This is a genomic window from Nonomuraea sp. NPDC049725, from assembly GCF_040674795.1.
GTDB lineage: Bacteria > Actinomycetota > Actinomycetes > Streptosporangiales > Streptosporangiaceae > Nonomuraea > Nonomuraea ceibae.
On the sequence record NZ_JBFANJ010000002.1, the window covers coordinates 273,409 to 286,470 of the forward strand.

Annotated in this window: 10 protein-coding genes; 3 read left to right on the forward strand and 7 right to left on the reverse strand. The window is 75.2% G+C overall.

All coding sequences use genetic code 11. The features are described from left to right. Positions 1 to 18: 18 nt before the first annotated feature. Positions 19 to 1,158: an ROK family transcriptional regulator gene (locus tag AB0J53_RS05690; RefSeq protein WP_364168887.1), complete on the forward strand. Its 1,140-nt coding sequence runs from the start codon at positions 19 to 21 to the stop codon at positions 1,156 to 1,158. Positions 1,159 to 1,169: 11 nt separating this feature from the next. Here AB0J53_RS05690 and AB0J53_RS05695 read toward each other — a convergent pair whose 3' ends face one another. The 7 genes from AB0J53_RS05695 to AB0J53_RS05725 form a co-directional block, all read right to left on the reverse strand. Continuing rightward, on the reverse strand, positions 1,170 to 2,174 hold the full coding sequence (locus tag AB0J53_RS05695; RefSeq protein ID WP_364168889.1) for an enolase C-terminal domain-like protein: 1,005 nt from the start codon (positions 2,172 to 2,174) through the stop codon (positions 1,170 to 1,172). A gap of 10 nt (positions 2,175 to 2,184) precedes the next feature. Beyond that, complete coding sequence (locus tag AB0J53_RS05700) at positions 2,185 to 3,531, reverse strand: MFS transporter (RefSeq protein ID WP_364168891.1); 1,347 nt, start codon at positions 3,529 to 3,531, stop codon at positions 2,185 to 2,187. Between the two features lie 143 nt (positions 3,532 to 3,674). Further along, on the reverse strand, positions 3,675 to 4,835 hold the full coding sequence (locus AB0J53_RS05705) for a VWA domain-containing protein (RefSeq protein WP_357590821.1): 1,161 nt from the start codon (positions 4,833 to 4,835) through the stop codon (positions 3,675 to 3,677). Further along, positions 4,828 to 7,152: a DUF5682 family protein gene (locus tag AB0J53_RS05710; protein ID WP_364168894.1), complete on the reverse strand. Its 2,325-nt coding sequence runs from the start codon at positions 7,150 to 7,152 to the stop codon at positions 4,828 to 4,830. Before AB0J53_RS05710 ends, AB0J53_RS05705 begins: the two co-directional genes overlap by 8 nt. A 397-nt stretch (positions 7,153 to 7,549) precedes the next feature. Continuing rightward, positions 7,550 to 8,614 carry an AAA family ATPase gene (locus AB0J53_RS05715; protein ID WP_219517345.1) on the reverse strand — a complete coding sequence of 355 codons (1,065 nt, stop codon included), beginning with the start codon at positions 8,612 to 8,614 and terminating at the stop codon, positions 7,550 to 7,552. Continuing rightward, complete coding sequence (locus AB0J53_RS05720) at positions 8,611 to 10,254, reverse strand: DUF5691 domain-containing protein (protein ID WP_364168896.1); 1,644 nt, start codon at positions 10,252 to 10,254, stop codon at positions 8,611 to 8,613. The genes AB0J53_RS05715 and AB0J53_RS05720 overlap by 4 nt, the downstream gene beginning before the upstream one ends. Further along, complete coding sequence (locus AB0J53_RS05725) at positions 10,251 to 11,738, reverse strand: SWIM zinc finger family protein (RefSeq protein WP_364168898.1); 1,488 nt, start codon at positions 11,736 to 11,738, stop codon at positions 10,251 to 10,253. The genes AB0J53_RS05720 and AB0J53_RS05725 overlap by 4 nt, the downstream gene beginning before the upstream one ends. Positions 11,739 to 11,854: 116 nt before the next feature. Between AB0J53_RS05725 and AB0J53_RS05730 the strand changes: the two genes are divergently transcribed. After that, the gene (locus AB0J53_RS05730) at positions 11,855 to 12,400 is read left to right on the forward strand and encodes a cupin domain-containing protein (protein ID WP_308126059.1); all 546 of its coding nucleotides are present in this window, start codon (positions 11,855 to 11,857) and stop codon (positions 12,398 to 12,400) included. A gap of 136 nt (positions 12,401 to 12,536) precedes the next feature. Next, entirely contained in the window at positions 12,537 to 13,055 is a 519-nt protein-coding gene (locus tag AB0J53_RS05735) for a sigma-70 family RNA polymerase sigma factor (protein ID WP_364168901.1), read from the forward strand. Positions 13,056 to 13,062 lie beyond the last annotated feature (7 nt).

The window sequence follows — 13,062 nt, forward strand, 5'->3', positions numbered from 1 at the left end:
CGTGATATTCATCTGCTCATGGATCAGCGGCTGCCCGTACACGGGGCGCAGGGCGACCTGCTGAGGCTCGTCGCCTTCGGCGAGGCCGAGTCGCGCGCCGACCTGGCCCGGTTATCAGGGCTGGCCGCCTCCAGCGTGTCGCTGCGGGTGGAGGAGCTGATCGAGGCGGGACTGCTCGCCGAGGAGGGCTCCGGCCCCTCACGCGGCGGGCGGCGGCCCCGGCGGCTGCGCCTGTCCCCCGGCGCGGGCGTGCTCGCCGTCGCCGACCTCGGCGCCCACCACGCCCGGCTCGGCCTGCTCGACCTGAGCGGTGTGCCGTTCGTCGTCGAGGAACGGCCCTGCGAGATCGCCAAAGGCCCCGAGCACACGCTCGGCTGGCTGGCCGACGCCTTCGACGACCTGCTCGCCGCGCACGTGCCCGCCACCGTGCCGCTGCGCGGCGTCGGCACCGGCATCCCCGGCCCCGTCGACCCCGCCACCAGCCGCGTCGTCAACCCCTCCCGCATGCCCGGCTGGAACGACTACCCCGTCGCCGAGAGCCTGGCCGCCCGCTACGACCTGCCGATCCTGGTGGAGAACGACGCCAACCTCATGGCCGTCGGCGAGGCCCGCTCCTGGCCGGGCAGCGAGAACCTGATGGTGCTCAAGGCCGGGACCGGCATCGGCTGCGGCATGATCGTCAACGGCCGCCTGCACCGGGGCCGGGGCGCGGCCGGCGACATCAGCCACGTCCCCGTCCGCTCGGCCGCCACCGTCGTGTGCGCCTGCGGGCACGCCGACTGCCTGGAGGTGCACGCCAGCGGCGCCGCTCTGGCCGGGGCGCTGGCCGCCGCCGGGATCGAGGTGGCGCGCACCGCCGACATCGTGGCGCTGGTCAACGACGCCGTCCCGGAGGCCACCAGCCTGGTGCGCGGCGCCGGGCGGCGCATCGGCGAGGTGCTGACCGCGCTGGTGAACTTCTTCAACCCTGACGTGGTCGCCGTCGGCGGCAGCCTCTCGGCCGCCGAACCGCTGGTCACCTCGATCCGCGCCACGGTCTACGAGCGGTGCCTGCCGCTGGCCACCCGCGACCTGGAGATCGCCCCCGCCCGCGCCGGCCGCGACGCCGCCCTGCTCGGCGCGGGCGCCCTCCTGCTGGACGCCGCCCTGTCAGGCTGAACCGGCCGCGGTCAGGCGTGGAAGTAGTCCTTGGCCAGGCGTCGCACCCGGGTCTCGTCGACCGCGTGGCCGAGGCCCGGCTGGGTGAACGGGACCGCGATCACCCCGGCGTTGGCGCCGACGATCGGCTCGACGATCTGGTTGTTGCGCGGCGGCTGCGTCACGTCGCACGGCAGCGTGCAGCCGGGCAGGGCGGCGACGGCGACCGTGGCGGCGCGCGACGGACCGGCGCCCTCGCCTCCGGTGCACTGGATGTCCCAGCCCGCCGCCGACGCGCGGTCGTGGGCGCGGCGCGCCTCGCTCAGCGACGGGAACGCCGAGGGCCGCAGCAGCAGCACCTTGGCTGCCCGGACCGTCAGGTAGTCGTCCAGGTCGGCGGTGGTGCGCAGCTCGACCGCCACCGAGGCGGTCACCTGGTCCTGGAGCGCGGCGTGGGCGAAGACGTCGGTGGCCGCGAACGGCCGCTCGATGACCTCGATCCCGTACGCGTCGAGCGCCACGAGCTGGGCGTCGTCGGTGTAGGAGCCGGCGCAGTCGACGGCCAGCGTGAGCGCCGGATAGGCGGCGCGCACGGCGCGGACGGGCTCGACGTCCCAGCCGGGCCGCACGTCGAGCGTGACGTGCCCGTAGCCCGCGCACACCTGCTGGTTGACCCGGGTGACCAGGCTCTCCAGGGAGGCGTCGGGCGTGAGCCGGACCGTGGCCATCAGCGAGGTGCGGGTGCCGCCGATGGCGTCCGCCAGCGGCACGCCCCGCATCCGGGTCCACAGGTCCCAGCAGGCCAGGTCCACGGCCGGATCGTCGCCGGGGACGCTGTCGGGATGCTCCCAGTCGACGCCCACGAGCTCGGCGCCGAGCGTCTCCTCCAGGCGGGACCAGGCTTTCGGGGCGGGACTCACGGCCTCACCCCAGCCGATCATGCCGCCGTGATCCGTGAGCTTCACCAGGAGGCTCTCCGTGCGCCTGCCGAACGGCAGGACCACACGGAACACCTCAAGCTCGCGCACTCGCGGCATGTACCCCCCTTTATGACGCGGTCCCCTCCAGTGTGCCCGCCCCGGCAGGCTGGGCAAAACGCGGGGCCAGGATCGCGGCCAGGAGGGCGAGCGCGACGGTGAAGCCCAGTCCGACAAGGTACGCCTCTCCGGCCGCGGTGAACAGGGCGCCGGTGACCGCGACGGCGACGACGGTGAACACCGATTCGCCGACGCCGAGCGCCGCGCTGTTCTGGCCTTCCTCGCCGGTCCTGGACATCTCCAGCACCATCACGGACACCGTCGGGTGCAGGGCGCCGATGCCGAGCCCGGCGATGGCCATGGCCACGTACGCCAGGGCGATGGGGACCGCGTCCACGAGCACGAACGACACGAGCGTGATGCCGGCGGCCACCATGAGCGCGCCGCCGCGCAGCGCGGTCAGGTTGCTGATGGTGCCGCGGCCCTTGATCCACGAGCCGGTGGACCAGCCGAGCGCGCCGATCGTGAGGACGATCCCGGCGCCGGTGGGCGTCAGGCCGCGCTCGTTGATGAGCATGAGCGGGATCAGCACCTCGGCCGCCATGAGCGCGCCGTAGGCCAGGCCGCGCAGCACGGGCGCGGTCGGCAGCCCGCGGGCGGCCCGCAGCGCCCCGGCCGGGAGCAGCCGGGGCAGGGCGACGGCCAGCAGGACCACACCGGCGGCGAGCAGCGGGACGCCGGTGAGCTGGAGCGCGCTGCCGTACTGGATGAGGGCGGCGGCCGCGGCCGTGACCGTCGCCCAGACGAGCTTGCCGCCCAGGCCGGGGGCGGGACCGGCGGCGCCGTCACCGCCCGCCTTGCCGGCCGCGCCGCGCCACAGCAGCAGCGCCGCGGGGATCACGATGAGCGTGACGCCCCAGAAGATCCACCGCCAGTCGGCGTTCTCCACCACGAGCCCGGCGATCGCGGGGCCGACCATCGACGGCACCACCCACGCGGCCGAGAACAGGGCGAACACCTTGGGATGCATCTCCCCGGGATAGACCCGGGCCACCAGCACGTACAACGCGACCTGGATCAGCCCGGCACCCAGCCCCTGCACGAACCGGCCGGCGACCAGCACCTCCATGGTCGGCGCGAAACCCGCGACGAGCAGCCCGGCCACGAAGACGACGACGCCGGTCGCGATGGGCTGCATCGGCCCACGCACGTCGCTCCACCGGCCGCCGAGCACGGTGGCGATCACGCTGGCGGCCAGGGTGGCGCTGAAGGCCAGGTTGTACAGGTGCATGCCGCCCAGCTCGCGGGCGACCACGGGCATGGCCGTGGCCACCGCCATCGCCTCGAACGCCACCAGCATCACCAGCGCGACCAGCCCGACGCTGACGGCCCGGTAGCGGGCTGAGACCACGCTCACGGGAGGCGATTCAACGGTAGTAGTCATGATCGGAAGCTATAGCGAACCCCCTGCTCAGCACATCGGGCGCAGGGCGTAGGCCGTTCGCCCTAGGGCGGCCCTGCCGTCGTCGTCGACCGGCCCGACGACGCTCGGGCTGCCCCTCAGGGCCCGGCCCCACCCCCGGGGGCGCTCAGGTTGACCTCGGCCCACCGGCCGAGATCACGCCGCTCGATCGCGGCCGCCATCAGGCCGGGGAAGGCGTCCGGGGTGCAGGCGAACGCGGGCACCCCCATCGCCGCGAGCGCCGCCGCGTTCTCCCGGTCGTAGGAGGGCGCGCCCTCGTCCGACAGCGCCAGCAGCACCACCACCTGGACGCCCGCCCGCGTCATCGCGTTGACGCGGCGCAGCATCTCCTCCCTGACCCCGCCCTCGTACAGGTCGCTGATCAGGATGAACAGCGACTCCGCCGGCCGGGTCAGCAGCCCCTGGCAGTAGGCGACCGCCCGGTTGACGTCGGTGCCGCCGCCCAGCTGGGTGCCGAACAGCAGCTCCACCGGGTCATGCAGCCGGTCGGTCAGATCCGCCACCGCCGTGTCGAACACCACCAGCGACGTCTTCAGCGAACGCATCGAGGCCAGCACCGCCCCGAACACGCTCGCGTACACCACCGACGACGCCATCGACCCGCTCTGGTCGACGCAGAGCACCACCTCCCGCCCGACCGCCCGCTGCCGGCGCGCGTGCCCGACGAGCCGCTCCGGCACCAGCGTGCCCTTCTCCGGCAGATAGTTGCCGAGATTGGAGTGGATCGTCCGGTTCCAGTTGATGTCGGCCACCCGCTTCGGCCTGCGCGTCCGGGCCGCCCGGTCGAGCGCGCCCGTCACGGCCGCCCTGGTCTTCTGCGCGAGCCGGCGTTCGAGCTCCGCCACCACCGACCGCACCACCGCCCGCGCCGACTCCCGCGCCCGGTCGGGCATCACCCGGTTGAGCGCGATCAGCGTGCCCACCAGATGCACGTCCGGCTCGACCGCCTCCAGCATCTCCGGCTCCAGCAGCAGCCGCGTCAGGTCGAGCCGCTCGATCGCGTCACGCTGCATCACCTGGACGACCGGCGCCGGGAAGTACGTCCTGATGTCGCCCAGCCACCGCGCCACCCTCGGCGCCGACGCCCCCAGCCCGCCGCCGCGCCCCTCCCGCCCTTCGTAGACGGCCGCCAGCGCGCCGTCCATGCCCAGGTCGGCGCCCCCGAGCCGGTGACCGGTCCCGTCGGCCTCCCCGCCGCCCAGCACCAGCCGCCACCTGCGCAGCCGCTCGTCATCCATGCCGCCTCCCGAGAATCGCCAGCACCGTCGTGGCGGCCGCCGCCGCCCGCTCCGCGTCCAGCTCCCGCTCCCCCTCCGGCCCGCCGGGCGCCCCCGCCGACCGCACCCGTTCCCCGATCGCCCGCCTCTCCGGTACGGCGAAGCCGCCGAACGTCCGCCTGAGCAGCGGCAGCACCTCCACGAACTGCTGGTCGCCGAGCCCCGACAGCCACGCGTCGACCAGCCCCAGCAGGCGCGGATCGTGCACCAGCAGCAGCCCGCCGCCCGCCAGGAACCCCTCGATCCACGCCGCCGCCCGCGCCGGCGGCCCGCCCCGCGACATGGCCCGCGACATCCGGTCACCGGCGTCGCCGAGCTCCCCCGCGTCCAGCAGAATCCTGGTCAACCGGCCCTCCACCAGGCCGTGCAGCTCCGGCCGGTCACAGATGCCGCGCAACGTCGCCAGCCACCGCCCCCGCGGCCCCTCCCCCTGCCCGTCGCCGTCCTCCTCCAGCAGTGCCACGGCGGCATGGACGGCATCGACATGCTCCAGCAGGGCAGCCGCGGCCCCGTCGTCCAGCGCGGCCACCGATACGGGCAGGCCGACGCAGATCCGGTCCAGCATCGAACGCACGATCACCGCCAGCCCCTCCGCCGGCGTCCCCCGCACGTCCCCGTAACGGTGGGCACGCGCCATCGCGGGCAGCGCCGCCATCAGGTGCGTCACGTCGGTGTCGACCGCGGCCCTGGCCGACAGCGCCCCCAGCACCTCGGGCAACGCCTCCGGCAGATCGGCCAGCAGGCACTGCTCGACCAGCCCGGTCAACCCCGCCAGCGACAACCCACCCCCAACGCCCCCAGCCCTTCCCCGGGCTGCGAGCCCGGGAGCGGGGGCGGGCCCACCGCCTCCTCTCCCCCCAAGCCCAGGAGCGGGAGCGGGGAAAGCCCCGGGAGCGGGCCCGGTTTGTCCGCGCCCGGGGGCTGGGGTGGCTCCGGGGGTGGTGGCCTGGTCGCGGGCGTGGCGCGAGGCGGCGGCCGCCACGGTCGTGCCCAGGGCCGCCCGCTCGATGAGCGCCAGGTCGAACTCCGGCCGCCACCGCAACGCCCACGACTCCCGGAACGTCCCCTTCCCCCGCGCCTCCACCGGCTCCCCCCAACCCACGCCGAGCAGCCGCAACCGATGCAGCAGGCGGCTGCGCGCCAGGTCGAGCGCCTTGCGCAGGTCGAGGTCGAGCCGCCGGTCCGCCGCCTCCGGCCGCAGCCGCGTCACCCGCTGCTGGTCACGCAGGTCACGCTGGAGCGGCACCATCGGCGTCCCGTCGGTGACCCGGCCCAGCCGGTCGCCGACGACCATCCGCCGCTGCACCAGCTCCACCGCCAGCTCGTCACCCTCGCACAGCACCGCCCTGACCGCCTCGGTGACCTCGCCGAGCCCGGCCAGCGGCCTGCCGCGCAACGCCGCCAGCCCCTCCGCGAGCCGTACGGCCTCGATCACGTGCGCGGGCGACACCGCCAGCCCCTCCTCGCGCAGCACCGCCGCCGCGCCCGCCAGCCACCGCTCCACCGGCCGGTCCGGCACCGTGAACAGATGGTCGTACCAGCCGGGCGAGCTGATCCCCGCCCCGTAGCCGCTCCACCAGGCCAGCCGCCCGTACGTCCACGGCACCCACGTCAGCGCGGCCTTCACCCGCGGCATCCCGCGCAGGACCGCGTCGTCGTCCTTGACCGGCGGCAGCGGCCCGGTCAGCGCGGGCACGTGCCAGGCGCCGCACACGACGGCGATCCGCTCGTGCCCCTCCTTGACGGCCGCGCGCAGCGTCCTGCGCATGTACGCCTCGCGTCTGGCCTCCCGGCCGGCCGGCACGTACCCCTCCCGGACGGCCGCCATCGCCTCGGCGATCACCTCGAACGGCGTGTCGCCCCGGTGCTCGACGACGTCCTCCCACCACCGCTCCGGATCGTCGTACCCGGCGGCATCCGCGAGCGCGCCGATGGGATCGGTCTCCCGGGGCCGCTCGTCCTCGTCCGCCGCCAGGCTGCAGGCCGCCGGAAGGTCGCAGAAGCGTACGGGGATGCCCGCCTCGGCGGCGTACAGCATGGCCTGCCACTCCGGCGAGAACGCAGCGAACGGCCAGAACGCAGCCGCGTCGGGCCTGCCCGGCACGTGCGCCAGCAGCGCGACCGGCGGCTCCAGTTGGGGCGCCAGCCCGGCGAGCCCGTCGGCCTCCGGCGGCCCCTCGATCAGCACCACGCCGGGCCGCAGCCGTTCCAGCTCGGCCCGCACCGCCCGCGCCGACCCCGGCCCGTGATGCCGCACCCCGAGAACCGTCACCCCCACCGCTCCCCCACCTCCCCACACCGAACCGCCCCCGGAACCCAACCCCCCGGCACCCCCTCGCCACACCACCCCACCCCCGAAGCCCACAACCCCCTCACCGAGCACGCCACCCCCGCAAGGCCAGCCACCGCCAGCGAGCGCCCCACCCCCGCAAGGCACGCAACCTCCGGAAAGCCCGCCGCCCCAGGAGGGCGTGGATCCCTCGGAAGGCACTCCGGCCTGGGCAGGCGTGCCACCCCAGGAGGTTGCGGGCCCCTCGGCGGGCTCCCCGGCCCTCGGGGTCGCGTCCCCCTCGGAAGGTGCGCCGTCTCGTGGAGCCGTGCCGGTCCCAGGTCGGCCAGCCCTCGGGCCGCCCGTGGGGCGGGGAACGGGTCTCGGGAAAGGTGTGGAGTCGGCGTCATGACACCTCGCGGCAGGCGCGGTAGAAGTCGCGCCAGTCGGAGCGTTCGCGGACCACCGTCTCCAGGTATTCGCGCCACACCACCCGGTCCGACACCGGCTCCTGCACCACGGCGCCGACGAGGCCGGCGGCCACGTCGGCGGGACGCAGGACGCCGTCGCCGAAGTGGGCCGCCAGGGCGATGCCGCTGGTCAGGACGGAGATGGCCTCGGCGGTGGAGAGCGTGCCGCTGGGCGACTTGAGCTTGGTGCGCCCGTCCTCGGTGACCCCGGCGCGCAGCTCACGGAAGACGGTGACGACGCGGCGGATCTCGGCGGGCCCGGCGCCGGTCTCGGGCAGCTCCAGCGACCGCCCGAGCTGGGCGACGCGGCGGGTGACGATGTCGACCTCCTCCTCGGCGGTGGCGGGGACCGGCAGCACGACGGTGTTGAAGCGGCGGCGCAGCGCGCTGGACAGCTCGTTGACGCCGCGGTCGCGGTCGTTGGCGGTGGCGATCACGTTGAAGCCGCGTTCGGCCTGGACCTCGCGGTTGAGCTCGGGGATCGGCAGCGTCTTCTCCGACAGCACGGTGATCAGCGCGTCCTGCACGTCGGACGGCATGCGGGTGAGCTCCTCGACGCGGGCGAGCCGCCCCTCGGCCATGGCGCGCATCACGGGCGACGGGGTGAGGGCGTCGAGGGACGGGCCTTCGGCCAGCAGCCGGGCGTAGTTCCAGCCGTAGCGGATGGCTTCCTCGGCGGTGCCGGCGGTGCCCTGGACGAGCAGGGTGGAGTCGCCGCTGATGGCGGCGGCCAGGTGCTCCGACAGCCAGGTCTTGGCGGTGCCGGGCACGCCGAGCAGCAGCAGCGCCCGATCGGTGGCGAGGGTGGCGACGGCGACCTCGACGATCCGCCGGGCGCCCACGTACTTGGGCGTGACGCGGTCGCCGTCGCCGAGGATGTACGCGGTGACGGCCCACGGCGACAGCTTCCAGCCGGGCGGCCGGGGCCGGTCGTCCTCCTTGGCGAGCAGGGCCAGCTCGTCGGCGTACTGGTCTTCGGCGTGCGGGCGCAGGACGGTCATGGGGAGAGCTCCCTCAGCATGTCGGCTCGGAAACGCAGGAGGGCGGCGACCTCCTGGACGGGCGGCACCGGCGAGAACCCTTCGGCCAGGGCGGCGAGCGCGGGGTCGATGCGTTCGCCGGCGAGCCTGACCAGCTCGCCGAGGTTCCACGGCTGGGTGGCGGCCACCCTGACGATCTTGCGGAGGACGGCGGTGGCGAGCCGCTCCCGCCAGCACGGCGCGACGCCGCCCAGCACCATGATCAGCTGGCCGTCGGGGTCATGGTCGTTGACGAACCCGGCCGCCAGCTCCTGCTGCTCGTCCGGCGGCAGCGCCTCGAGCAGGTCGGCGATCGGGTCCCAGGCGAACATCGCCCGCGCCCACTCCGGGTCCCGCTGCAGCACCGCGGCGCGTACCCAGGCGGCCCGCACCTCGTCGTGCCATTCGGGCATGCGCTTGCGCAGCATCCGGTGCGGCGGCAGCTCCCACGTCGACAGCGGCGCCCGGGCGATCACCTGTTGCAGCCACCACGCCCGCTCGCCGATGCCGCGCGGCGGCTTGGCGCGTACGCCGTCGCGTTCCATCGCCTTGTCGCACGCCTCGGGCGCCTCGACGTGGATGACGGCGGGGCCGACGGTCAGGCAGCGGCGGGCCCGTTCGGCCATCCGCCCGGCCAGCCTCGAGCCGGGCAGCCGGGTGAGCAGGTTGGCCGCCTCCTGGCGCACCTCGCGCCTGCGGTCGTCGAGCGCCGCCTCCAGGAACGGCTCGTCGTCCATCGACAGCCCGGTGGCCATCACCGCCATGAACGCCGCCCGGTCGTCCGGCGTCTCGCGCTCCCACGTGCTCTCCAGCAGCCGCCGCGCCTCACCGGGCTCGGCGGCCCGCAGCCGCCGCAGGTAGGCGAGCCGGTCGGCGGCGCTGCCGAGCTCCCACGTCTCGCCGGTGGGCTCCTCCAGCAGGTACGCCCACCGCTCGGCCCGCTCCGCCAGCCACCTGCCGCGCCGGCCGGCGAGCCTGCCGATGTGCGCGCGGATCGACCGGTCGGACAGGCCGTGCTCCAGCAGCTCGGGCAGCACCGCAGGCGGCACCCTGCGGCCGGTGGCGGCCGCCGCCTCCAGCCATTCGCCCAGCAGCCTGCGCTGCTCACCTCCCATGATCCGCACCAACCGCCCCGCCGCCGCCCGCCCGATGACAGCCTGCTCCTCCTCCGGGGCTGGCGGCCCGATAGCGGCCTGCTGCATAGGGACCGGCTGCCCCTTCTCCGGGGCTGGCCGTCCGACGACGCCCTGCTCCTCAGGGGCGGGCTGCCCGCCGGCCGCCTCGCCCTCGTCCGCTGCCCGTCCGATGAGAGACTGTCCCTCCTCCTCGGTGGCAGGCCGTACAGGGGCGGGGGCGGGGGCGTGCCGTCCGGCAGCGGGGGCTTCGGGAACGGACCGTCCGGGGGTGAGGCTGCCGGAGGTGGAGGCTCCGGGGGCGGGCCGTACGGGGGTGGAGGTTTCTGGGGTGTGAGGTTCGGGGGTGGGGCGACGGCCGGCGCGGCGGCGGGCTGTCTCGACGGCCGCGTCGGCCAGCAGGTCGCCCTGGTACGGCCTGCGGTCGGTGCCCACGAGGGCGGTGGAGGTCAGGGCGTCCCAGTGCACCCGATCTGCCGGCGAGGTCACAGGATCACCGCCATTCCGTCGTCGTCCCAGGTGGTGAGCAGGTTGAGCCCGTACGGGGTCCATTCGGCGGCCACGGTCACCGGCCGGCCACCGGAGACGGCGAGCAGCCGCCACCAGGCGCGGGTGACCCGCCGCAGCGGGAAGCCGCCCACCGAGGCCGCGCCCACCGAGGCCGCGCCCGCAGCGGACGTGCCTACAGAGGACGTGCCTGCTGACGACGTGCCTGCTGACGACGTGCCTGCTGACGACGTGCCTGCCGAGGGCGCGTACGGCACCACACCGGCCAGGACCAGGGGCCAGGAGTCGGTCCACGGGTCGGCGGCCAGGGCGGCGGCCACCTCGCCCATCGCCTCGTCCGGCGTCAGCCCGGGCGGCACCCGCTCGGCCGGGGCCGCGACGTCCGGGTGGTGGGTGGCGACCAGGGCGCGCAAGGGGGCGGCGCCCGGATAGAAGGCCAGGTCGGCGTCGATCGTGGAACCGGTGACCAGGGAGTCGTCCAGCGGGCGGCCCGGCGGCGCGAACGACAGCACGAGGGCGGCCCGGCCCGTCTCGCGGCCGCGCAGCCAGACGCGGCGGGCGGTGAGCCGGTCCTGCGTCTCGTCGCGCAGGCCGAGCACGTCCCACAGGTCACGGACGGGCGGCCTGGTCAGGACCGTCTCGCGGGTGACAGGGAAGCCGGTGCGCATCATCACCGTCTCGGCCAGGTCGGGCGGCAGCTCGGCGCGGCGGCGGTAGGCGACGGCCAGCAGGTGGAGCAGGGCGTACTCCTCCAGGAGACGCCCCGGCCAGTCGTCCATGGCCCTGACGCGCGCCAGCCGGGAGACGGCCCCGGCGGCTCCGGGAGCCTGGGCGTCGACGAGCCGCTTGGCCACGCCTTCCCAGTCGTGCTCCCCGGCGCCGGCTAGCCCTTGCCGCATCTGGTCGGCGAGCCAGCGCTCCAGCTCCGCCATCCCGGCCGCCACCCGCCCCTGCCGCACAGCTCCGGACGCAGCCGCAGCCCCAGCGCCAGCTCTGGATGCGATCCCGGGATCAGGCGCAGACCCGGACGCGGGCCCAGGTTCGGGCGCGGGCCCAGACGCGGGGCCAGCTGCAGCCACCGCCCCTGATGCGGCCTCGGGGGCGGTGGTCGGGGGTTGCGGTCGGGTGGTGGGGGGTGCGGGGCGGTGGGCCAGCCGGTCGGCTGCCCAGGAGGGGAGGGTGGAGGTCGCGGGGACGTGGCCGGCGGACCAGAGGAGGAGGAGCCCGAGCACGTGCTTGCAGGGGAGCTTGCGGCTGGGGCAGGTGCAGCGGTAGGCGGGCTCGGCGAGGTCGACGCGCGCCTCGTAGGGCGTGGGGCCGCTGCCCTCGCAGGCTCCGAACAGCACGTCGCCCGCCACGCCGCGGGACGTCCACGAGCCGGGTGCGGCGACCTCCTGGGCGGCCTTGCGGGAGGGCGCGTCGGGGGCGAGGGCGAGCACCTGATCACGGCTCCACCGTTCGATCACCTGAAGCACACTAGCCACTCGGACCGACATTTCCGCCCCGGTCGGGGACGTGATCCACTCCGGTGGTGAGGGTGATCCGGGGCGGCCGGCAGAGCGGGGTACGTAAGATCGGGCGGGTGGAATTGAAGATCTATCCCGATGGCCCGGTCGTCGAGGTCGCCGACGAGGCCGAGGCGCTGGCGAGCGGCCTGGACGGGCAACTGGTGCTCGACGGTGAGCGGTTCCTGCGGCGTGACGTCACCGGCGCGCCCGTGGGGTTCGTGGCGCGCCCGCCGATCGCCCGGGCGCTCGACCTGCTGCCGCATCCCGAGGGTGGCTGGTTCCGTGAGACGTGGCGGTCGGGGGTGGAGTTCCGGCCGGAGGGCTACGGCGGGACGCGGGCCAGCGCGACCGGCATCTACTTCCTGCTGCAGCCGGGCGAGGAGTCGGTGCCGCACCGGGTGCGCTCGGACGAGGTGTGGCTGTGGCATCGGGGCGGCCCGCTGGAGCTGACGATCGGCGACGCGACCGTGGTGCTGGGCCCGCTGGTGGAGGAGGGGCAGGTGCCGCAGGCGGTCGTGCCGGGCGGGGTGTGGCAGTCGGCGCGTCCTGCCGGGGATCGGGAGGTGCTGGTGAGTTGCGTCGTCTCGCCGGGGTTCGACTTCGCCGACTTCACCGCCTGAGCGGGGCCGCCCCCGCCGGAAGGGAAGCGGCCCGGCCCGGATGCCCGTCACAAATGACCGAAATGCGCGGTTTGTTGAAGTGGGGGCCGGGTTGCGCGTGTGATGGACGGTGTGGTCTCTCTCGGATGAGTCGCTCATGGCCGCCATCGCCGCCGGCGAGGCCGAGGCGACGGTCGCGTTCGTACGGCGCTACCAGGCGAGGGTGTACGGCCTGGCGCTCAGCGTGGTGGGTGACCCGGGGCTGGCCGAGGAGGTGGCGCAGGACGCCTTCGTCCGGGCCTGGCGCCACGCCGCCCGCTACGATCCCGGGCGCGGCAGGGTCGCGAGCTGGCTGCTGACGATCACCCGTAACCTGGCCGTGGACGCGCTGCGGCTGCGCCGTGACCAGCCGGTGGACCCCGCCTGGCTGCCGAGCCCGCGCGACGGCCGGGGCGACGGCGGGGACGACGGCCGGGAGGCGCTGGGCGAGGTGGAGCGGGTGCGTGACGAGCTGCGGGTGCTGCCCGCCGAGCTGAGCCGGCCGATCTTGCTGTCGGTCTGCTACGGGCTGACGGCCGCCGAGATCGCCAGCCGGGAGGGCCTGCCGCTGGGCACGGTCAAGACACGGATCCGGCGCGGCCTGGCCCGGCTGCGACAGGCCGCCGCCGTCCCATAGCCGAGGT